Source organism: Hymenobacter sp. ISL-91, from assembly GCF_018613725.1.
In the GTDB taxonomy this organism is placed as follows: Bacteria; Bacteroidota; Bacteroidia; order Cytophagales; family Hymenobacteraceae; genus Hymenobacter.
Genome location: NZ_JAGGPS010000032.1, coordinates 19,910 through 41,811, shown reverse-complemented (window position 1 = coordinate 41,811; position 21,902 = coordinate 19,910). Strand labels below are relative to the sequence as shown.

Genomic DNA, 21,902 nt, shown 5'->3' with positions numbered 1-21,902 from the left:
GTTTCTGCCAACAGCAAGGAAACAGGAGGCTGCTAGAAAACGAAACGTAGGCTTACGGCTGCGTCATTGTATAAACCGGTATAACCTCGGAATACTTCAAAAAATGGTTTGTAGTCGAGGGCTACTACAAACGGCAGATCGGGTAGCTTGTACTCGAGGCCCAGGATGAGGTCGGCCCCACCTACCAGCCTGTTCTGATCGTCGAAGTAATACCTGTTTTTCTTCCGGCTGAAGCGGGAATCCTCGAAGTAATAGCGGCCCTGATAAACGCCCAGGTGAGCCCCGGCACCGTAGTAAAACTGCAGGCCTTTGAAATCGGAAATAGGCAGGTGTTTCTCCAGCAGCAGCGTCAGGCGGCCACCGCGGGCGGCATACTCACGCGTGAGCAGGCCCTCTACGGCCACGCCATTCTTGCCACTCAGGAAGTGCTTTACCGTGAGGCCCGACGACCACCCGCCAGCCCGCAGGCCGATGCCGGTAGTGTAGCCACTGTTGCTCTTTTTTTGTGCTAGGGCCGGAGTGCCCGCTGCCAGTACGCCCAGCGCCAAAGCGCCGGTTAGCCAGAATTTCATGTTGTAAGAAAAGTAAATGGGGAAATCAGAATTCCCGGCAAAAGTACAACAGGGGCCCCAACTAAATTACCCGACCATACTTCCGGCCCTGCCTTCGCGGGCAATAGCATCGGAGCGGTGGATGCGGATGCCGCCCCCATCATCTTCGGCCGCCCGCAGCATGGCCCGGGCCACGGTATCGGCCCCGATGGCGCGGTAGGGGCGCAGGGGGCCCAGCAGCAGCGGCTGCAGCAGGCCCAGCAGCCCGCCGGCCAGCCGCTCGCCCAGGCGTGGGTTCGGGCGGTGGCCCAACAGCAGCGAGGGCCGGAAAATGTGCACGGCATGAAACGAGGTCTGGCGCACGGTGGCCTCCATTTCGCCCTTCACCCGCGTATAGTAAGCCGCCGAACCAGCATCGGCCCCCAACGACGACACCACCAGCAGCTGGCCCCCGAAGTTGGCCGCCGCCAGCCTCGCCAGCTCTGTTACGTACGTAAAATCGACCTTATAAAAGGCCTCGCGCGAGCCCGCCTGCGCCATAGTGGTACCCAGGCAGCAAAACACGTCGTCGGCCACCAGCTGCTGCCGGTAGTCGGCGAGGCGCTCAAAATCAACCACCAGCTGCTCCAGCTTTTCGTGCACCAGCGGCAGCGGCTTGCGAACCAGGGCAATAACGCGGCTGTAGCGGGCCGAGGCCAGCAGCAGTGGCAGTAGCTGTTGGCCAATCAGGCCGCTGGCACCGGCAATCAGGGCAGTTTTGGGCATCTTGGTTGGGTTTTGACTGAGCAGATCATTCTGAGCTACGTGAAGAAGCTGAAGAACGGCGTAGGGGCGGGGACAAGCCCCGCCCCTACGCCGTTCGATACAGCCCGGTTAGCTGGGGCGTAGCTGGGTGTGCTCGGGGGCCAGATCGACCAAGCCCTGCTTGTAAAGCGCGCCCAGGGCCTTTTTAAAGATTTTTTTGCTCATGCCCAGGCGGCGGTACACGTCGTCGGCCAGGCTTTTGTCGCCCAGGGGCAGGCGGCCGTCGGGGGCGGCGCGCAGGGCTTCGAGCAGCGTGTCGGCCTGGGCGCGGGCCTCGTCGTAGCCAGGCTGCTGCAGGCTCAGATCTAGCTTACCATCGGGGCGGATGGCGCGGATGTAGCCCGTGTGCACGTCGCCGAGGCGCAGGGGCTTGAACACCTCGTTGTGGAAAATGAGGCCCTGGTGGGTGCCATCAACCAGCATTTTGTAGCCCAGATCGGTTTCTTCGGCCACGAACAGCTCGGCCGCGTCGCCTACTTTGCCCGGAAACGGGTCGGGGCTCAGAAACCACTCCCACTTGGCCGAGGCCACAATGCGGTCGGAGGTATCGTCGAGGTACACGAACACGGTGGCCCGCTCGCCGGGGCGCAGGTTGCGGCGCTGGTTGCGGTAGGGCAGCAGCAGGTCTTTCTCCAGGCCCCAGTCGAGGAAGGCGCCGGTGCTTGTTACGTCGCGCACGGTGAGGGCCGCGAACTGGCCCACGCGGGCGAAGGGCTCCAGGTTGGTAGCAATCAGGCGGTCTTCCGAGTCGCGGTACACGAACACGCGCACCACATCACCAATTTGGGTGCCCGGCTCCACGTATTTGCGCGGTAGCAGCAGGTCGCCGTCGTCGGAAGTCAGGTAGAGGCCGAAATCCACCTCCCGCACCACTTCCAGGTCGTTGAAATCACCGAGAACCATAGGGGTAATTATGAATTATGAATTTTGGATTTTGAATTGGGGCGGCAGCGGGGCACGAAGGTACGCAAAGGGCGGGGGGAGCCTGGCGGCGGCCCCGGAAGAATGCCAGGCAGCGGCGGCGGCGGGTGAATTTCATCTGCCGGGCTATGAATTTCACGCGTCGTCCTATAAAATTCATCCGAGAGCCTATGAAATTCATGCGTCGTCCTGTGAAATTCATCCGTCGTCCTATGAAATTCATCCGTCGTCCTATGAAATTCATCCGTCGTCCTATGAAATTCATCCGACTGGCTGTGAAATTCATCCGACTGGCTGTGAATTTCATCCGACTGGCTGTGAATTTCATCCGGCACCGGGCGAAAAACGAGGGGACGGGGCTACACGCCAAACGGGGCCGGATGACGCGCATCCGGCCCCGCGGGGGGAAGGGTGGGGGCCTGGCGGGCCCTTCCTATTTGAGCCGGTCGGCTTTGCGGGCCGTGCTTTGCTCGAAGCGGGTTTTGAGCACGGCGCGGGCATCTTCGGCCCCTGATATGCCCTGGCGGGCGGCCTGCTGCACCGAGTTGTAAAAAGCCAGCGCCGTGACGTAGGCCTCGCTGCTTAGCTTGATGCTGGTGCTGCTCAGGTTGGAGGCCAGCGGCTGCAGGCGCCGCCCAATGCGCTGCAGCTGCTCCCAGGCCACCAAATCCTGGCGCAGGCCGGCAATATCCACGTAGCCGGGGGCGAGGCTGGGCTGCTGCTCGGCCAAATCGAGGGCCTGCTGCATGAAGGGCAGCGAGGCGTCGCCGGCTTTGGGCAGGCGCTGCACCTCCTTGCCGGTGAGCGTAACCAAAACCGGGGCCAGCGCCGATTCCAGTGCGTCGAGGGCGTCGTTGATTTTCTTCAGGTCGGCCGCGGCCAGGTTGATTTGCAGGTTGTCGGGGGCAGGCATACGCAACGGGGGGTAGGGGAGAGAAGAGAAAAGACAGCGCGGCCCGCCAAGGCCGGCGCAAGGGCGGAAAGCCGGTGTCAAGATAACGGGTTTTAGGCCCGCAGCCAACACCCTAGCGGCGTATGGGCTAGTGCTTTATCTGGAGCTGCCGGCGCTCGGTTTGCTGGCCCTGCCGGCTGTGCAGAAAGTAGAGTCCGGCGGGCCAGGCGCGGGTGTCGAGGCGGGTGGGCTGCTGCCCGGCGCGGCCCTGGTACACGGCCTTGCCCTGGCTGTTGCGGATGGTGAGCACGGTGCCGGCGGGCTGCTCCAGCGTCAGGGCGCCATCGGCCGGGTTGGGGTAGGCAATGGGCTGGATAGAGGCCATGCGCGACTGAGGCGAGCAAACGGGCCGACCGTTGATATACGTCTGGTCCACGTTTACGTACCAGGAGGCCGTTTTCAGCCCGTCGCATTCGTTCTGGAACTGTACCTGCACATAGACATAGCCGCTTTCGGGCATCTGCAGCTCCAGCACCGAAGACGTGGCCCCCGCCGCTATCTGGGCCCCACCGCTGACGGTCCACTGGAAGTTGGTGTTTTGGCCGCGGGTGGCCTCGGTGATGGCGCGTAGCATGAGCGACGTGTAGGGGCAGACCGTACCCCCGGCCGGCGTGTAATCAGAAGAACTGATGCCGCCCTCGCCCGAGCCGGTGAGCAGCTGTACGAACAGCGGATTGGAGGGCTGGCAGTTGGCATTGATGGCGCGCACCTGCAAAATGCCCTCGGTAGCGGCAAACGTGGCCGGGGCCTGCAGCTGCAGCTCGGGCACGGCAGTTACGTAGGGGCTGGTAGCGGCGGGGTTGCCCACTACCGCGAAACCGGCCGGAAACTCCCAGCGGTAGCCCGTGGCGCCCGCCACAGCCGCGAAGCGAAACAACGGCTGCTCGCTGGCGCAGACCCCGAAGGTATTGCTGCTACCAATGACCGGAGCCGTGAAAGCCGTGGGCGTGGCTACCTGCGGGTTCCAACCAATATTGGCGTTGCCAGCCGGCGTGGTGTAGCCCACGCAATTGTAGGTGGCCGTAGCGGAAGCCGTGCCGCCGCCGCTGCCGCTGGGCACGACCGACACGCTGGCCGCGTTGGTGGCACTACCGGGGGCAAAGTTCCAGCCGGCGGGCAGGCTCCAGGCAAAGGAGTTGGCCCCCGGCTGGCTGGTAGCAGCCGTAAGCGTAAGCGGACGCTGGTCGCCGCAGGTCAGGGTCGTGCGCGAGGCGACGATGCCGGTGATGGTGGGCAGGGTGCGACGGATGCGCACGTATTGGGGGTTGCTGGTTTGCGTAGCCGGTGCGTTGAGGCCAGGGCCCTCGCACTCGCGGCTCCACAGCTTGACGGCCACCAACTCATCAAACTGCCCGGCCGGCACCTGAATAGTGATAGTTCGCCCGCTCAGCCAGTTGTTGGGCCCAAAAACGGTAGCGGGCTGTCCCCCGACGACGGTGAAGGAAGGCGGCACGCCCCACAGGTAGCTGGTGATAGGAAAGCTTGTATTACTGTTAAAGTAATGCTCGGGCAGTGTGAGCGTGAGCGTTTCCGCACCGCCACACAGCGGCAGGTTAATTTCTGTCACGCCGTTGATGCGGTCGGTGATGTTGCGCCCGAACACTGATTTGATGGTGACGCTGGGAGCAGTAGGTACGGTGACATTAATCCAGCTTGTCCCATCAGGTCTTTGCAGCCCCGCAGTAATGTTGCCGGCCTCGCCATTGCCCCATGTTACTTCGTACTCAGCCCGGCCGTTGCTGATAACGGGCGCCCTGTTCAAGGTGCCACCCGTCGCGTTAGCTCCAGAAATCCGGTAGCCCTCTGGGATGCCAGTCAGCACATACGTAACCGTTTGATTGGGGCAAACGCTTGGCGTATAGTTTAGAAAAGCAACCTGAGCTGTTGCGTTGGTACTGCTCAGTAGAAGCAGAAAGAATACAGCAAGAAATAATTGCCGAACCGGAAGTAAGTAAACTTTCATAGAAAAGGGGAAAAGAGTGAAACATTGGATTAAGAGCTACCACTTTATTGCTCTGCCAAAGCAATAGAGCAGAGTAAGTTGACTAACTGGCTGAACGACGGTTCGAAATCGTTTTTCGCTGTATGTGCCAGAGAGTGTTGAAAAAATCTGGCCGTTGTCAGAGCGGACAATTACACCAGACGACTCCCACTTAAAGGCCATATAGTTTGCTAGAATCGTTGCCTCCGCGCTCATATACAAGTAGGGCGTTAGCTGATAACGGATGCCCAGTAAAGGCCGCAGAAAGACAGAGGTGGTAGTGAAGCGGGTGTCGAGGTTTTCAAAGAGCGTAACTGCTCTATTATCCAAATTAACATCACGCCCGGAATACTCTAGTTTGCGGTAACTACTGTACCCAACACCCACATCCAGGCCGGCGTAGCCAATCCATCGCTTAGTGAAAACCCGCTGCCGCTCCAAGCCGACGTAGAGTTGTCCCCCCCAATTATTATTTGAGAAATCTCCATTGGTAAGGGGCTGGGCTCGGTAACGCCGCCCGTAATCTTGGTTGAACACCAGCCCTAATCGTAAGGCTTGGTTAGGCTTGGTCTGCCGCTTGTAGAGCAGGCCCAGAGGCAGCGTGCGGTTGTTCTTGAAGAAACCGTCGAGCACGGGGCTGGCCGTCAGGCCCAGCTGGTGCTTGTAGGTAGCCACCGTATCGGGCGGGGCGGTTTGGGCCGTGGCGGCCAGCGGCAGGGCGGCGGCCAGCAGCAGCAAGGGCCAGCACCGGCAGGTGGAGAGAGAAGGGGGAGCTTTCATAGCAGAAAGGGAAAAAAGGGAAAGGAAAAACAGGCCACCAACGGGGCGAGCCGGATAGAAAAGCAAGCGTGAGCCGGAGCCGCCCAACCAGAGGGAGGGGGTAAGCCAGCAGCAAGACAAGGTGTAGTAGGGAGGGCGCTGCCCGGCGCGGGGTAAAGCAATAGAAGCGGGCGGCGATAGAATAAGAGCGGCGGGGCCTACGCGGGGTTAGCGCTAAGCAGGGGCTATACTACTACGCCTCCACGTAAAATGCAATAGCGGTATATACCCCCCCTATTATAATTGTATATGCCTGAAATACAGGAATTTTTATTTGCGTAAGTGCCAATCCTTACTGAAACCGCGTGACGCCGGGCTGGCCGAAGCTGAAGTCGGAGAAGCCGTAGTAGGAGCGCGAGTTTTCGAAGATGCGCAGGCCGTTGGGCGAGTCGAGGCCGCGGGGGTAGAAGCCCAGCGTGAGCTGAATGGTGCGGATGGCGGTGTACTCGTTGCGGAAGCGCAGGCCCAGGCCCAGGCCGGTGTAGGGCTTCTCGAAGAAGGGCAGCAGGCGTTCGGGCTTGCGGGCATTGAGCCAGGCCACATCGGCGAAGCCCACCACGGCCATCCGGAAGCCCAGAAACGAGAGCGGCGTGTACATGGTAGCCTCGTAGTTGAGCGTAACGCGGCTGGTACCCGTGAGCGGGCCGGTGGGCCGAAAGCCCCGGAGGCCCCGCTCGCCATCAATCGTGAGGTACTCGTTGGCGAAGCGGTGCAGGCCCAGCGCCGAGCGCTGCCACAAAAAATGCCGCCACTGGAAGTTGCCGGTGCTGTAGAGGCGGGTGAAGTACAGTATCTCGCCGCTCAAAAGGCCCTGCTGCCAGTCGTTGCTGCGGCTCCGTACAAACCCCCCAAATTCGCCGCTTAGGTACAGGTAGCCCCGCTGCGGCCGGTAAGTAGCCGACGACAGCCGCACGCCATAGTAGCGGCGGTTGCCGGCCGGGTTGAACTCGTAGCCAGTTGTAAAGCTCACCAGCGAGCCGGTCGGAATATCCTCGGTGCGGCCGAAACCAAACAGATATTTGTCTTTATAATATCGCCGGATGCTATAGCCCACCGTGCCCAGCATCAGGTTGGCGCTCTGCAGGAAATCGAAGGGCTTTTCGTGGTAGGAGGTGCGCACCACGCGGGCCGCGGCAATAATGCGGCCGGGGCTTTCGTAGCCCAAATCGTAGCTGCGGGGCTGGAAAGCGCGTCCCACCCAGGCGTCCTGGGTGTTGTAACGTAGGGGCTGAAACTCGTAGGGCTTCTCCGCCGAGCCGTCGCCGGCAGTGGTGTAGAGCCAGTCGAAGAAGCTGTAGCTGACGGCACCGGCCCAGCGGGTATTGATAGAGTAAAAGTCGCGCGAGACACCGATGCTGCCCTCGCGACGGCGGGTTTCGTCGCGATAAGTAGCCCCGGCGTACACGAAGTTGCGGAACGGTACGCGGTAACTGCCCCGGTAGGCCCAGGTTTGGGCGCGGGGGCCGGTATCGGTGCGGCCGTAGGCGTAGCGGTTACTGAACTGGTGACCCAGGCCCAGGAAGTTCTCATCGCGCAGCCCCGCCACGCCCGAGCCTACGTCACGTAGCTGAAACGAGCCATTCAGGCTGAACAGATCTTTGGTAATCACTACCACATCCACGCTGTCGGCGGTAGCGGTGCGCTCGTCCACGTACACGCGGGCGTCCAGAATCTCGTCGGTCTGGCGCAGCAAACGCTCCGATTCGGCCAGGGCCTGGGGCTCCAGTTCGCGGCCTTCGCGTAGCAGCAGCACCTGCCGCACCCGCGAAGGCCGGGTTTTCAGGTGGAAGGCGTTGCCGGTTTTCTCCAGAATATTGCGTGGCACCCGCAGCGAGTCAGAAATGCTGTAGCCAAACGCATCGAGGGACGTAATGCGGATGCGGCGCACGATTTTGTAGTTGTGCTGCTCGAACTGTCGGTCGAGCAGGGCCGCATCGAGGCCGGCCTGGTCTTCGCGCCGCTCCCGAAACGAAAACACGGCCGCCGCCGCCCGCCCCAGAATCGTTTTGCGCCGCGTGTACGCTTTGAGCCCATTAAGCATGCGCTCCTGATCGAAGCGGCGGCGCAGTGAGTCGGGCCGGATGCGGCCGGCTGGCCGGGTGCTGTCGGGCGGCAACGGCAGCGCCGTCTGGGCAGCGGCCGGCGCAAGGCCGGCCCCCAGCCAGAGCAGCAATAGCAGCAGCCGTAGCACGCACTTTATCATCCGGACACAGGAAAGAAACAAGGTACGACGTCCGCCTGAGTTTGGCGCATTCCGAGGCTGCTACCAGAGGAACGCAGGAATGTAGGGGCGTGGCTTGACAATGAACGGAATCGTGGAACCGGGTAGCAAGAACGACGTAGGGGCGGGGCTTGCCCCCGCCCGCCGATGAACGGTACAGCCAGAACGCCTCAATGGAACGGCGTAGGGGCGGGGCTTGTCCCCGCCCGCCGGTGAACGGAATCGTAGAAACGGTGCTAACGGCGGGCGGGGGCAAGCCCCGCCCCTACAACGTTGAAGCGGCGCGAACGTGCCCCGCCGGAGAACCTTCTAGATAGTCCGACTTTACTGCCGGAGTTCGGAACGATTCCAACGAAATTAGCCTTGTAAAGCTTGCGCGTATGCGCGGGAAAAACTATTTTTAAGCCAGAAAATAAGCCCGATGAACGAAGAGCGCATCCAGGAGAAGCTAAGCATATTGGCAGACGCGGCCAAGTACGACGTGTCGTGCAGCAGCAGTGGCGGCAAGCGCAAAAACGTGGACAAGGGCCTGGGCAACGCCGAGGGCATGGGCATCTGCCACAGCTACACCGAAGACGGCCGCTGCGTGAGCCTGCTCAAGATTCTGCTCACCAATCACTGCATTTTCGACTGCGCCTACTGTGTGTCGCGCAAGAGCAACAACGTGAAGCGCGCCGCCTTTACCGTGGACGAAGTCGTGGATTTGACCATGAACTTCTACCGCCGCAACTACATCGAGGGCCTTTTCCTGAGCAGCGGCATTTTCTCCTCGCCCGACTATACCATGGAGCGGCTGGTACGCATCATCAAAAAGCTGCGCACCGAGCACCGCTTCAACGGCTACATCCACGTTAAGGCTATTCCGGGTGCTTCGGAGGAGCTTATTCAGGAGGCCGGCCTGTATGCCGACCGTCTGAGCGTAAACATCGAGCTGCCTTCGGAAATGGCCCTTCAGAACCTGGCACCCGAGAAGAATTACGAGGAGATTCTGACCCCGATGGCCCAGATTCGGGACGGCATCACGCGGACGAAAGAGGAGAAGGCGCTGTTCAAGAAAGTGCCCCAGTTTGCCACGGCCGGCCAGAGTACCCAGCTCATTGTGGGCGCGTCGGCCGAAAATGACCTGCAAATCATCAACCTCAGCGACTCGCTCTACAAGGGCTACGGCCTGAAGCGGGTGTACTACTCGGGCTACATCCCCATCACCGACGATGCCCGCCTGCCCCAGGTTACGCAGCCGCCGCTCATCCGCGAGCACCGCCTCTACCAGTCCGACTGGCTCATGCGCTTCTACGGCTTCCAGGCCGACGAAATCCTCGACCCCGCCCACCCTTTCCTCGACCTGGAGGTAGACCCCAAGCTGGCCTGGGCCCTGCGCAACCGCCACGTATTCCCGGTCGATGTAAATACCGCCGACTTCGAGATGATTCTGCGGATTCCGGGGGTGGGGGGCCGTTCGGCCAAGCGTATCGTGGCCGCCCGCCGCTTTACGCCGCTGGGCCTCGACCACCTGCACAAGTTTGGCGTGGTGCTCAAGCGGGCCAAATTCTTCCTCACCTGCCGCGGCCAGGCCCTAGAGAAACGCGACTATGATGAGCAGACCATTCGCCGCCAGATTCTGTTCGGGGCCGGCTCCGTCCGCTCCGCCCTCGTTACCCAGCAGCTCGATTTATTTGCCCAAGCTTCTTAACTGAGTTGTCAGTTGCTAGTTGCCAGTTGTCAGGTCGTTCTTGTTGAGCGGTTTGATGAACGGCCTGACAGCTGACCGCTCGCAACTGACAACTCATATGACTGTTGCTCATCGCGCTGCCGACGCGCCGGCCGCTCCCACCGTTCTGAAAGTAGCCCGCGTGGCCTGTTGCTGCAAGCTCTCGGAGCTGCTACCGGTGGTGCTGCGCATGCACCAGGAGGCGGCCCGCAACAATGGTAAATTCCGCCAGCCCAAAGCGGCATAGTTCCGCGCCGGGTTCCCGGGGCTGAAACCCTGGGCTACGTAGCGAAACTGCCACTGCGGGTTTTATTGTCTCTGTCAACTGAAGCCGCGAAGGGCGGTGTAGGGGCGGGGCTTGTCCCCGCCCGCCACTGAACGATTTGGTGACGGGCCGTTATAGAAACCAAACGGCGGGCGGGGGCAAGCCCCGCCCCTACACCGCCCTCCGCAAACTGAGTTATCGCTGCTGCCCATGTCCCGTTCCCTGATTCCGCGCCGCTCGGCTACCGAAGCAATGGCTGCGGCCACTCACCGCCGCCGTGCTGCCCCCGAGCTTACGCAGCCGCCCCTCGATTACGCCTACGACGGCTCGTTTGAGGGCCTGTTGTCGGTGCTTTTTCAGGTGTACGACCGCAAGGCCGCGCCCAACAGTATTCAGCCACTGGGGGCGGTGCAGGGCGGCCTGTTTGCTCAGCCCGTGGAAGTGGATACCGACGAAACAGCCGCCGCCCGCGTCTGGGAGGGGCTGCTGAAATACATGGACAAAGAGGCCCGCACGCGCCTGTTTCATGTGTTTCTGAGTGAGGACGCTAACCGGGAGCTGCTGGTGTTTCGCTACGCCGATACGGCTATGCGCGCCGGCCGCGACATTGCCGAGAACTACTCCGACGACAACGTGCGCCGGGTGCAGCGGCTGGCCCAGCAGATGTACCGCGAAAAGCACCGCATGGAAGCCTTTGTGCGCTTCGAGAAGACGAGCGACGGGCTATTTCACGCCACCATTGAGCCCGATTTCGACGTGCTGCCGCTCATTGCGTCCCACTTTACCACCCGCTACGCCGATCAGCGCTGGCTGATTTTCGACCGCCGCCGCTCCTACGGCCTCTACTACGACCTGCACCGCACCGACATCGTGCAGTTCGATGCCGACACCGCGCCCCAGCGCCGCGCCGCCGTGTCGGCCACCGTGCTCGACGAGCGGGAGCCGCTGTTTCAGGTGCTCTGGCAGGCCTATTTCGACCATGTGAACATCCCGGAGCGCAAAAACATGAAGCTGCACCGCCGCCATATGCCGCTGCGCTACTGGAAGTATCTGAGCGAAAAGCAGCCCCGGGAGCGGCCTTTCCAGCCCATCAACAACAAGCGCCCCGTGCAGCCCGGCGGTCCGGCATTGAGCGCGGGCGGGGAGGCCCAAGGGTAGGAAGGAAGCGGGAAAGCCGTAATTTGCACCCACCTGTCATCCTGAGCAAAGCGAAGGACCTTACAACGAGTGAACAAACACTCCTGACGTAATAAGGTCCTTCGCTCTGCTCAGGATGACAGAGGTTTCTCTCTATCCTTCCTTATGAACAAAACCCTCGTTTTCGGCGGCTCCGGCCAGTTGGGCCAGTGCCTGCAAGCTGTTGCCCAGGCGCGCGGCTTTACCAGCATCGTATTTCTGGCCGAAGAGCAGGCAAATATCCTCAATCAGGAAACCCTGCGGGCCACCTTCGAGCAACACCACCCGGCCTACATCATCAACTGCGCCGCCTATACGGCCGTCGATAAGGCCGAGGACGAGGTGGATATTGCCCGCAAGGTAAACCGCGACGGGGCCGAAAATCTGGCCCGCCTCTGCGGGGAATTCGGCACCACCATGCTGCATATTTCCACCGATTTCGTGTTTGCCGGCACCGGCAACGAGCCGCTGACCGAAACCGACGAAACTGCCCCCATCAGTGTGTACGGTCTTACCAAGCTCGAAGGCGAGCAGGTAATTCCGGAGCATACCGCGCAGTATTTCATCCTGCGCACTAGCTGGCTGTACTCCGAGTACGCGGGCAACTTCGTAAAAACCATGCTGCGCTTCGGCAAGGAGCGCGAGGAGATGCGCGTCATTTGGGACCAGCTGGGCACGCCCACCTACGCCGTTGATTTGGCCGGCGCGCTGCTGCACATTATCGAGTCGGGCAGCACCGCCTACGGCCTCTACCACTACAGCAACGAGGGCGTTACGTCGTGGTATGATTTCGCGGTGGCCATTTTCGAGCTGGGCGGCCTGCCCACCCGCACCGTGCCCATCCGCACCGCCGAGTACCACACCAAAGCCACCCGCCCCGCCTTCTCGGTGATGGACAAGACCAAGGCCAAAACCGCGCTGGGCCTGGCCATTCCGCAATGGCGCGCGAGCTTGGTGAAGTGCATGGGACGGTTGAAATAATATTCAGCGACTTTACGCGCTAGCCCCAGCGGGGCGACATATGGGTAGCCACCGGCGACAATACAACTTTAAAGCCCCAGCGGGGCGACACCGACCGTTAAACGATAGGTGCCGCCCCGCTGGGGCTTTGGCACGTCATCCTGGCTAGTACTACCGATGTGCCGCCCCGCTGGGGCTGGGGCGCAACAGCAAATACTCACGCCTCACCTACTTCCCGCCCATAAAACCGGCTCACCAGATACGCCAGCGCTACCAGGCCCAGGCCCAGGGCGCATACGCCGGGCCACTGGTAGTGTGTCCAGGCGAGGCCGCCGAGCAGGGAACCGGAGGCGGCGCCGATGAAGCAGGCCGTCATGTACACGGTGTTCAGGCGGCTGCGGGCCTCGGGGCGCAGGCTGAAAATGCGGGTCTGGTTGGCGATGTGCGCCATTTGCTGGCCCACATCGAGCACTACCACGCCCGCAATGAGGCCCAGCAGGTGGTAGCCCCCGAAAGTCATCAGCAGGTAGCCCCCGCCAAACAGCGCCAACCCGATGCGCAGCGCAAAGCCCGGCCCCCGCTGGTCGGCTGACTTACCGGCGTAGGAGGCGGCAAAGGCTCCGGTGGCTCCAATCAGGCCGAACAAGCCGGCAACGTCGGCGCCGTAACCGTAGGTGTCGCTCTCCAGAAAGAACACCAGCGTGGTCCAGAAGGCGCTGAAGCCACCGAACAGGCAGGCCCCGACCAGCGAGGAGCGGCGCAGCACCGGCAGCTCGCGGGCCAGCGTGCCCAGCGAGCGAAGCAGGCTGCCGTAGCTGCCCGCGTAGTAGGGCTGGTTGCGGGGCAGCATGCGGGCCAGCACGGCTACCAGCACCAGCATCAGGCCGGTGCCCACCCAAAACATGGTGCGCCAGCCAAAGTGCAGGCCCACGTAGCCACTGATAGTGCGCGACACCAGAATGCCAATCAGCAGCCCGCTCATCACCTTGCCCACTACCCGGCCGCGCTGCTCATCCGAAGCCAGCGAGGCAGCCATGGGCACCAGCAGCTGCGGCACCGCTGAAAAGAACCCCAGCAGCAGCGAGGCCCCCACCAGCACCCCGAAGGTAGGCGCGTAGGCCGCCAGGGCCAGGCAGCCGGCTGCCAGCCCAATCAGGGCCATAATCATCCGTTTTCGCTCCCATTTGTCGCCCAGCGGCACCAGCAGCAGCAGGCCCAGCGTGTAGCCTACCTGCGTAACAGTGGCTATCCAGCTCACCCGGCTCTCCGTCAGGCCAAAGGTGCGCCCGATTTCGGCTAGCAGCGGTTGGTTGTAGTACAGATTAGCCACCACCAGCCCGCAGGTAATGGCCATCAGCCAGACCTGAGAGGGAGCCAGCGGGGCAGGTGCCGGAGCCGTAGAAGTAGGTTGAACGGGCTCGGCAGTCAATAATTCACTCATGTACTAAAAGGGCCACTCCTGGTGGAGCGGATCAGCAAAGATACGCTTCCCCGGCTCCGTATCCGGCCCGGCACACTGTAAGCTCAGCCGTTGGGCCGCAAGGGGGTGATTAGTGTCGAGTTTCTTTGATTCCAGCTAGTTGGCCGTGTATTTTGATTATTTAAAGATGCCAAAATTCCGTTTCGGCCAGGCCAGAAAGTGGGGCGTATAGGGAAGGGTTGCGCGGCAGGGTGCCGGCTAACGCAACGCTTCACCCCAACTTATTTTTCTATGTTTTACCACGATAAAGAGCTACAGTATAAAGTGAGAGTTGACAAACCCAACCCCGTGTTTGCCCGCATGCTGCAGCAGGCTGTGGGTGGCATTGAGGGCGAAATTCGGGTGTGCCTGCAGTACCTGTTTCAGGCGTTCGGCTCACGCGGCCCATCTAAGTACCGCTACATGCTGCTGGAAACCGGCACCGAGGAAATAGGCCATATCGAGATGCTGGCCACAGCCGTAGCCCTCAACCTGGAGGGTGCCCCCCTGAGTCTGAAAGAGGAAATGGCGAAAGATCAGGCCATTGGGGCCGTAATGGGCGGTATGGATGTGCGCCACGTGCTCTCGTCGGGCCTTTCGGCCATGGCCGTGGATGCCAACGGCGTCCCGTTCAATGGCTCGTGGGTGGTAGGCAGCGGCAACCTGGCAGCCGACATGTACGCCAACGTAATGGCCGAAAGTACTGGCCGCCTGCTAGCTACCCGCCTCTGGGAAGCCACCGACGACCCCGGCATGAAAGACATGCTGGCCTTCCTGATTGCCCGCGACACCATGCACCAGAACCAGTGGCTGGCCGTGCTCGAAGAGTTGGGCGGCCCCACCGGCGTGCACCCCATCCCCAATAGCTTTCCGCAAAGCGAAGAGCTGCAGCAGTACAGCTACGCCTTCATGAGCACGAGCATCAACGGCGAAACGCCCCAGGGCCGCTGGACCAGCGGGCCATCTATTGATGGCAAAGGCGAGTTCTCCGTCATTCAGGGCAAACCCGCCGGCGACGAGCCCAAGCTAGGCCCGCCTGCACCCAAAGGCCATGCCCAGAAAGAGCAGATGAGTGCTTTCGATACTATCATCGACAAGGCCAAAGACGTGCTCGGATAGCCCGAAATAGCGTAACGGGTAGCCGCCCGGTCATCAGCGTTGCCCGAAAGGCCTAAGCAACGAGCCCCCGACCAGTGCCATACTGGTCGGGGACTCGTTGCTTAGGCCTTTCGGGGCGGGCTCCGAAGGCGCACGGATACTCATTGCAAAAAGTTAGTGGTATTTTTTGCTGAGCAGGTTACGCCCCCGAAGGATGCACTTAGCGGGCTGGCTCAACCGGAAGTTGAACCAGCCCAACTACTGGCGCAGCGTTGGGTGCCAGCTTCTGGTCGTCGATGAAAAACTGATAGAGTAGTTGCCTTTCGCCAGCGGAGTGAGCGACTATTCGGCCGCCCGCGTATCCCTTATTCACCACTTTATCCTCAACCGCTATGCAAACCGTATCTCTGCCTGCCCTGCTGCTCCTGGCTGCCACCACCGCCGCCACGGCCCAGCAACTCCCGCGCCCCGGCCAGCAAAACCCCGACTGGCGGCTGTTGAAAACCGAAAAGCCCTCTAGCGCCGCCGAAACAGATGCCGATCAGCCCCGCCCGGTGCCCATGCCCAACGGCGGCGGACTCCTCAGTGGCGGCTCGCGCGACAGCAACGGCCATTGGGTCCTCTACTACGACCCGGGTCATTCTCTGCGCTACAACCTGAAACAACTGCTGCCCAAGGGCATTGCCGTGGTGCAGCACACCCAAACCGGCACAGTGTACACCTACCAGGCCAGGAACCTTGTGGCGGTGCGCGAACCGGAATAAGCAGGTTGTTAAGCGCAAAGCCCCGGTGGGCCGCCCATATTGGTTGGGCGGCCCACCGGGGCTTTGTGGTGTAAACCGGCGCGGCGCGTGGGTTACTTCACCTTCACGGGCAAGCCTTCGAGCTGCACGTAGCTGAGCTTCCAGGCGTTTTTAGCGTTCTTTTTCCAAACCAAAATGAAGTTGCCTTCACCTTCGCCGCGGGGCTGGTCGGCCATTTCGGGCAGTACCTCGGTCGAGAACGTGCCGGCTTCGTAGGCCATGGCCGGGCCGTTGCCCGTGCTGGTGGCATACAGCTTCAGGTCGGCAATGGTGCCCATGGTGGCGCGTACCCATTTGTCCGACACCTCCGACTTGCCGCTGAAGCGCGTGGCGCCCTGGGCGTACTGCACGTCGTCGGCCAGCAGCGAATCGAGCTGCACGGTGTTTTTGGCGTTCCAGGCCCCAATAAACTGTTGGTTGAGGCTTTGCACGTTCACGTCGGCGGCGGCATCGGTTTTGGTGTCGGAGCAGCCGGCGAGCAGGGCACCTCCCAGCAGGAGGCCAAAAATGCGTTTCATGGGAAGAGGTTATGGTAAAAAAAACAGGAGCGAGGCAGGCAACGGGGCCAGAGGCGCGAAAAGCCCAGGTCCGCAGACCTGGGCTTTGAAACTACGCAAACGGGCCGGACTACCAGCTCTTACGACGAACTTCGGAAGTAGGGTAAGCGGCTTCGCGCTTGCCATAAGCCTCGTTGGGCAGGTAGCCCGAGCTCATGGCGTAAGCGGCAGGGGAAGCACCGGGAGCGGCAAAGCTGCTCATCATGGCAGGGGCAGCGGCCGGAGCAGCAGTAGCAGCCATGGTAGCGGCGTTGGCGCGGGCGGCCGAAGCTTTACCCTGGGCAATGCCCGAGCGGTAAGCCGACTGGCGGTTGGCCTCGGCCCGACGGGCAGCGGCTACGCGGGCGGCTTCGGCGCGGCGCTTGTTATCGGCGGTGCGGCCAATGCTGTAGCCCAGGCCGGCACCGGCAGCGCCACCCACGGCCCCGCCTACCACGCGGTTTTTCTTGTTGATGAGGGCTCCGGCGGCAGCGCCACCCAGGCCGCCGAGTACGGCACCTTTAGCGCTGGAGCTAACCTTACGGTCCTGAGCGAAGCCATTAAAGACCGTGGTGAGGAACAGGACAAATGCGAGAAGCAGACTTACCTTTTTCATGGCCAATGTGTTTAAAGTGGAAGGGCGCTGGTGGCCCGGAGTTACAGGGTGGTTTACAAGCACCATGCCAATACGCTTATCTCCTGGTTGAGGTTGAGCTTCGGCAGGTTGATTTTCGCTGCCTGCGCCGTGGTCTACCAAGCCGGTAAAAGTCTGTCTAGAGGCCAGCGTTGCACAATTTCGCGTATTTTATCTGATGAAAGCACTATTTCTATTACGAGTTGCCGAAAGCCGGGTGCTCACAGGCCTGGGCGTACTACTGCTACCCGCCGGGCCGCCCGAAACTCTGGCCTCGATGCCATTGCATACGAGCCTGGCGGTTCGAATGGTTTTTCCTGATAAACAGGAGTTTTCCGCTACGGCCAGCGTCGAGGAAGTAGCCCGCGCCGGTGAGCCTACTGTTCGGGTGCTATTGCTCACGCAGCAAGATGCTGCAGTTGTGCCCGTTGGTACAGAGGTGTGGGCGGTGGGGTAAAAGAAAGCCCGTCATTCGGCGCGCAGCGAAGAATGACGGGCTTTCTCCAGCTATTCAGCTGCTTACCTAGCCAGCGAATGGTCGCCTTCGCCGGGAGCAGTGGGGCCGCCGTGCTCTTCGTCGGGCTGGTAGTTGGCTTCCAGCTCGGCCAGCTTCTCTTTGCCATAGGCGAAGCGGGTGATGAGCACGTAGAGCACCGGCACGATGAAAATGGCCAGCAGCGTGGCCGAAAGCATGCCGCCGAGTACCGTCCAGCCGATGGTTTGGCGGCTGATGGCGCCGGCGCCCGAGGCGAATACCAGCGGCGTAACGCCCAGAATAAAGGCCAGCGAGGTCATCACGATGGGGCGTAGGCGCAGGCGCACGGCTTCGAGCGTGGCCTCAACGAGCGGCATGCCTTTATCTACCCGCTCCTTGGCAAATTCGATGATGAGGATGGCGTTTTTGGCTGATAGGCCGATGAGCGTAATCAGGCCAATTTGGGCGTACACGTTGTTGGTGAGCTTGGGCAGGAAAGTAAGCGCCAAGATGGCCCCAAACGCGCCCAGCGGCACGGCCAGCAGCACCGAAAACGGCACCGACCAGCTCTCGTACAGGGCCGCCAGCAGCAGGAACACGAACACCAGCGAAAGACCGAAAATGTAGAAGGTCTGTCCACCGGCCTTCTGCTCCTCACGCGTCAGGCCCGAAAACTCGTAGCCGTAGCCCTGCGGCAACGATTCGGCTGCTACTTCCTTCAGGGCATTCAGCGCGTCGCCCGAGGAGTAGCCGGGGGCGGCGCTGCCGTTGATTTCGGCCGAGCGGAACAGGTTGAAGTGCGAAATCAGCGGGGCCGACTCGGCGCGGCGGTAGCTGGTAACCGTGCTCAGGGGCACCATGCCGCCGGTTTTGTTGCGCACATAGTACTGGCTCAGATTTTCGATGCTGCCCCGGTAGCCCGAATCGGCCTGGGTAACGACGCGGAAATTGCGGCCGTAGAGTGTGAAGTCGTTGACGTAGGAGGAGCCCAGGTAAGTGCGCAGCGCCGTGCCGATGTCGGCAATAGACACGCCCAGCTTCTTGGCCTTTTCGCGGTCGATGGACAGCTGGTAGCCCGGCGTGCTGGCGGTGAAGAACGAGAAGGGCCGCGCAATTTCGGGCCGTTTGCCCAACGCCGCCTGAAAGGCTTTCAGGTTGCGGTCGAAGGTCTTGATATCCCCGTCGCCGTCGCGCTCCTGGAAAATAAACGAGAAACCCCCACTGTTGCCCAGACCCGGAATGGCGGGCGGCGAAATAACGACCACGTTGGCTTCCTTGAACTTGCTGAGCCGCTGTTGCACGGTAGCCATCAGGCCCTCCAACTGCAGCTCTTTGTCTTGGCGGTTGGCCCAGGGTTCGAGCTGGCAGAAAATGGTGCCGCTATTCGACTTCGATGAAAAGTTAATCACGTTCAGGCCGCCCAGACCGGCATAGTGGGCAATGCCTTTAATAGAATCCAGCTCCTGCATGATGCCCTTGAGCGTGGCCACAGAGCGCTCGGTAGAGGAAGCTTCGGGCAGGTTGTAGGTGATAAACAGGCGGCCCTCGTCTTCGGTCGGGATAAAGGCCGTGGGCTTGTTGAGGTACAGCAGGCCCGTGCCACCCACCAGCAGCACCAGCAGCAGTACCATCAGCCGCGAGTGCCGGATGCCGCTTTGCACGCCCTTGCCGTACCTGCCGGTGACGCGCTCAAACCAGTTGTTGAACCGGAAAAAGAACTTGTCGAGGCCCTTCGACTCCTCGTTGCGCTCGTGAGGCTTGAGCAGCAGCACGCACAGCGCTGGCGTGAGCGAGAGAGCCACAAAGGCCGAAATAACCACCGAAATGGCGATGGTGATGGCAAATTGCTGATACAGCCGCCCGGTAATGCCCGGGATGAAGCCCACCGGCACAAACACGGCCGCCAGAATGAGAGCAATGGCAATAACGGGTGCCGAAATTTCGCGCATGGCCGTCATGGTGGCTTCCAGAACCGGCATTTTGCGTGCGTTCATGTTGTGCTCCACGGCCTCCACCACCACAATAGCATCATCGACCACAATACCAATGGCCAGCACGAAGCCGAACATGGTGAGCGTGTTGATGGTAAAGCCCAGCGGAATGAAGAAAATGAACGTGCCGATGATGGACACCGGAATGGCCAGCACCGGAATGAGGGTGGAGCGCCAGCTTTGCAGAAACAGGAACACCACAATAATCACGAGCACCAGGGCCTCAGCCAGTGTGTGCAGCACTTCCTCAATCGACACCTTCACTACTGAGGCCGATTCGAAGGGGATGATGTACTCCACATCGGCCGGAAACTGCTGCTTAAGCCGTTCCATGGTGGTTTTCACGTTCTCGTAGGTGTCGAGGGCGTTGGCACCGGGGGCCTGGTACACGAGCAGGTAGGCGGCGCGCTTGCCATCGACAAACGAGTTGCTGGAGTAGTTGAACTTGCCCAACTCCAGCCGCGCCACATCCTTGAGGTAGACCACGGCCCCGTCTTCGGGGTTGGTTTTGATGATGATGTTGCCGAACTCCTCGGTCGTGCGCAGGCGGCCCTGCACAAACACAATATACTCGAACGCCTGGCCCGCCGGGGCGGGTGGGGCCCCAATGGAGCCGGCCGCAATCTGGGCATTCTGCTCCTGAATGGCGGCCGTTACTTCCTGGGCCGTTACGCCGAGCTGCGAGAGTTTATCGGGGTTGAGCCAGACGCGCATCGAGAAGTCGTCGGCCCGGCTCACAATGTCGCCCACGCCGGATGTGCGCAGCAGGGCGTCTTTGATGAACAGGTTGGCGTAGTTGTCGAGGAACGTGGTGTTGTGGGTGCCTTTGGGAGCGTACATGGCCACCAGCATCAGAATGCTGGGGTTCCGCTTGCGCACCGTCAGGCCCAGGCGCTGCACTTCCTGGGGAAGCGAGGGCAGGGCAATGCCCACGCGGTTCTGCACGTCGAGGGCGGCAATGTTCACGTCGGTGCCCAACTCGAAGTTCACCGTCATGCTCATTTGCCCGTTGCTGGTGCTGTTGCTCTGCAGGTAGGTCATGCCCGGCGTACCGTTCACCTGTACTTCTACGGGCGTGGCCACCGTCTGCTCCACCGTCTGGGCATCGGCGCCGGTGTACGTCCCGTTCACCGACACGGTGGGCGGCGTGATTTCCGGGTACTGGCCCACCGGCAGGTTCAGGATGGCCAGCACGCCCACCAGCACAATCACCAGCGACGTAACAATAGCCGTAACCGGCCGGCGGATAAAGGTTTCTGCTATCATTTTAGGGAGCTGTATTTCTAAGCTATTGGCTGAAAGCTGCTAGCTCTTAGCCTGCTGTTCAGAAGGGAAGCTGGTTTTCTAGTTTCTAGCGGCTGGGGTAGCTGTGGGGGCTGCTTTGGCAGAAGTTGCCGCCGGAGTGCCGGTTGCGCCGGCGGCTTCCGGCGTGCCGGCCTGCACGGGGCTGCCCTCGCGCAGGCGCTGGAAACCTTCGGTAATCACCTGGTCGCCTTCTTTCAAGCCTTCGAGCACCACAATCTGGTCGCGGAGCTGGGGGCCGAGCTGCACTTTCTGCTGATGGGCCTTGCTGCTGTCGCCCACGATGTACACGAAACTCTCGCCCATCTGGTCGGTCACGGCCTTGTAGGGCACCACAATGCGCTGGCCCGACTGCCGGTTGAGCACGCGCAGCACCGTGCTCATGCCATCTTTGAGGCGTTGCTCAGGGTTAGCAAATTCCACCCGCACCTGCACCGTGGCCGTTTGCTGCTCTACGCCCCGCGCAATGGCCTTTATGCGGCCTGGGTACTTATACATAGTGCCATCCGACAGCTCCAGCTGGAAAAGCGAGTCGGGATTGGCTTTGCCAGCGTTCTGCAGGGCCGTAAAGCGGGGCAGGTCGGTTTCGTTGATAACGAAATCCACGCCCATCGGGTCCTCGGCGCTGATGGTGTTAAGCAGCGTGGAACCGGGGCTGATCTGGGAGCCCAGGCGCACCTGCGAAATGCCGATGCGGCCGGTGAACGGAGCCGTGATGGTGGAGTAGCTTAAATCGGTGCGGGCCAGCGAAACGGCGGCGCGGGCCTGGGCTACCTGGGCCTGGGCGGTGGCGTAGCTGGTGGCGGCGTTGTCCACAATCTGGCCTGCAATGGCGTCCTGCTGGGCTAGGCGCTGGTACCGGTCGAGGTTGAGCTTGGCATTCTGGGCCGTGGCCTGGGTGCTCCGCAGCCCTGCCAGCGCCTGCTGGTAGGCCGCCTCGTAGGTGCGCTTATCAATTTCGTAGAGCTTCTGGCCCTTGCGCACCACTTCGCCTTCCTTAAAAAACAGGCCCGTGATAAAGCCGCCCACCTGGCTGCGCAGCTCCACGCTGTTGAGCGCCACGGCCGTGGCCGGGTACTCGTCGTAGTACACGGCGTCGGTGGTGCGGGCCGTTATCAGTGTTACGGGCGTGGGCGGCGGCGGACCGGCTGGTTTGTCCGCATCCTGGTTGGAGCCGCAGCCCGCCAGCAGCAGCAGGGCCAAAAGAGAGAGAAAAGGGTACTTCATGAGTTGGGGTGTTGGGCCG

General features: G+C 61.4%; 19 protein-coding genes. 7 read left to right on the top strand and 12 right to left on the bottom strand.

The features are described 5' to 3' along the window. Nucleotides 1-32: 32 nt before the first annotated feature. The 7 genes from J7E24_RS13075 to J7E24_RS13045 form a co-directional block, all read right to left on the bottom strand. The gene (locus J7E24_RS13075; protein WP_215138603.1) at nucleotides 33-572 is read right to left on the bottom strand and encodes a hypothetical protein; all 540 of its coding nucleotides are present in this window, start codon (nucleotides 570-572) and stop codon (nucleotides 33-35) included. Between the two features lie 66 nt (nucleotides 573-638). Beyond that, complete coding sequence (locus J7E24_RS13070) at nucleotides 639-1,316, bottom strand: NAD(P)H-binding protein (protein ID WP_215138602.1); 678 nt, start codon at nucleotides 1,314-1,316, stop codon at nucleotides 639-641. Nucleotides 1,317-1,424: 108 nt separating this feature from the next. After that, nucleotides 1,425-2,258: a S1 RNA-binding domain-containing protein gene (locus J7E24_RS13065; protein ID WP_215138601.1), complete on the bottom strand. Its 834-nt coding sequence runs from the start codon at nucleotides 2,256-2,258 to the stop codon at nucleotides 1,425-1,427. A 451-nt stretch (nucleotides 2,259-2,709) separates the two neighbouring features. Continuing rightward, complete coding sequence (locus tag J7E24_RS13060) at nucleotides 2,710-3,189, bottom strand: hypothetical protein (RefSeq protein WP_215138600.1); 480 nt, start codon at nucleotides 3,187-3,189, stop codon at nucleotides 2,710-2,712. 127 nt (nucleotides 3,190-3,316) lie between these two features. After that, nucleotides 3,317-5,050, bottom strand: coding sequence for a T9SS type A sorting domain-containing protein (locus tag J7E24_RS13055; RefSeq protein WP_215138599.1), 1,734 nt, complete (start codon nucleotides 5,048-5,050; stop codon nucleotides 3,317-3,319). Nucleotides 5,051-5,227: 177 nt separating this feature from the next. After that, complete coding sequence (locus J7E24_RS13050) at nucleotides 5,228-5,989, bottom strand: hypothetical protein (protein ID WP_215138598.1); 762 nt, start codon at nucleotides 5,987-5,989, stop codon at nucleotides 5,228-5,230. Between the two features lie 331 nt (nucleotides 5,990-6,320). Further along, nucleotides 6,321-8,231, bottom strand: a complete 1,911-nt coding sequence (locus J7E24_RS13045) for a hypothetical protein (protein WP_215138597.1) — start codon at nucleotides 8,229-8,231, stop codon at nucleotides 6,321-6,323. Between the two features lie 439 nt (nucleotides 8,232-8,670). On the opposite strand from J7E24_RS13045, the gene J7E24_RS13040 reads away from it, so the two are divergent. From J7E24_RS13040 to rfbD, 4 genes are all read left to right on the top strand, one after another. After that, a complete protein-coding gene (locus tag J7E24_RS13040) occupies nucleotides 8,671-9,939 on the top strand; it encodes a putative DNA modification/repair radical SAM protein (protein ID WP_215138596.1) in 1,269 nt (422 codons plus the stop codon). A gap of 97 nt (nucleotides 9,940-10,036) precedes the next feature. Beyond that, nucleotides 10,037-10,204, top strand: a complete 168-nt coding sequence (locus J7E24_RS13035) for a hypothetical protein (protein WP_215138595.1) — start codon at nucleotides 10,037-10,039, stop codon at nucleotides 10,202-10,204. A 228-nt stretch (nucleotides 10,205-10,432) separates the two neighbouring features. Continuing rightward, nucleotides 10,433-11,380 (top strand): TIGR03915 family putative DNA repair protein, encoded by a 948-nt coding sequence (locus J7E24_RS13030; RefSeq protein ID WP_251047191.1) that lies wholly within the window; start codon nucleotides 10,433-10,435, stop codon nucleotides 11,378-11,380. Between the two features lie 144 nt (nucleotides 11,381-11,524). Continuing rightward, the gene (gene rfbD / locus J7E24_RS13025; RefSeq protein ID WP_215138594.1) at nucleotides 11,525-12,379 is read left to right on the top strand and encodes a dTDP-4-dehydrorhamnose reductase; all 855 of its coding nucleotides are present in this window, start codon (nucleotides 11,525-11,527) and stop codon (nucleotides 12,377-12,379) included. Nucleotides 12,380-12,575: 196 nt separating this feature from the next. Here the strand turns inward: rfbD and J7E24_RS13020 are convergent, their stop codons facing one another. Then, a complete protein-coding gene (locus tag J7E24_RS13020) occupies nucleotides 12,576-13,799 on the bottom strand; it encodes an MFS transporter (protein WP_251047190.1) in 1,224 nt (407 codons plus the stop codon). A gap of 270 nt (nucleotides 13,800-14,069) precedes the next feature. Between J7E24_RS13020 and J7E24_RS13015 the strand changes: the two genes are divergently transcribed. Both J7E24_RS13015 and J7E24_RS13010 read left to right on the top strand, forming a co-directional pair. After that, nucleotides 14,070-14,936: a manganese catalase family protein gene (locus tag J7E24_RS13015; RefSeq protein ID WP_215138593.1), complete on the top strand. Its 867-nt coding sequence runs from the start codon at nucleotides 14,070-14,072 to the stop codon at nucleotides 14,934-14,936. A 371-nt stretch (nucleotides 14,937-15,307) separates the two neighbouring features. After that, nucleotides 15,308-15,679 carry a hypothetical protein gene (locus J7E24_RS13010; protein WP_215138592.1) on the top strand — a complete coding sequence of 124 codons (372 nt, stop codon included), beginning with the start codon at nucleotides 15,308-15,310 and terminating at the stop codon, nucleotides 15,677-15,679. A gap of 92 nt (nucleotides 15,680-15,771) precedes the next feature. Here J7E24_RS13010 and J7E24_RS13005 read toward each other — a convergent pair whose 3' ends face one another. Then, entirely contained in the window at nucleotides 15,772-16,236 is a 465-nt protein-coding gene (locus J7E24_RS13005; RefSeq protein WP_215138591.1) for a YybH family protein, read from the bottom strand. A gap of 109 nt (nucleotides 16,237-16,345) precedes the next feature. Beyond that, nucleotides 16,346-16,870, bottom strand: coding sequence for a glycine zipper domain-containing protein (locus tag J7E24_RS13000; RefSeq protein ID WP_215138590.1), 525 nt, complete (start codon nucleotides 16,868-16,870; stop codon nucleotides 16,346-16,348). 196 nt (nucleotides 16,871-17,066) lie between these two features. Here J7E24_RS13000 and J7E24_RS12995 point away from each other — a divergent pair, with 196 nt between their 5' ends. Further along, the gene (locus J7E24_RS12995; protein ID WP_215138589.1) at nucleotides 17,067-17,345 is read left to right on the top strand and encodes a hypothetical protein; all 279 of its coding nucleotides are present in this window, start codon (nucleotides 17,067-17,069) and stop codon (nucleotides 17,343-17,345) included. Nucleotides 17,346-17,407: 62 nt separating this feature from the next. On the opposite strand, the gene J7E24_RS12990 is transcribed toward J7E24_RS12995, so the two are convergent. Further along, nucleotides 17,408-20,620, bottom strand: a complete 3,213-nt coding sequence (locus tag J7E24_RS12990) for an efflux RND transporter permease subunit (RefSeq protein WP_215138588.1) — start codon at nucleotides 20,618-20,620, stop codon at nucleotides 17,408-17,410. Nucleotides 20,621-20,698: 78 nt separating this feature from the next. Next, nucleotides 20,699-21,883: an efflux RND transporter periplasmic adaptor subunit gene (locus J7E24_RS12985; RefSeq protein ID WP_215138587.1), complete on the bottom strand. Its 1,185-nt coding sequence runs from the start codon at nucleotides 21,881-21,883 to the stop codon at nucleotides 20,699-20,701. Nucleotides 21,884-21,902 lie beyond the last annotated feature (19 nt).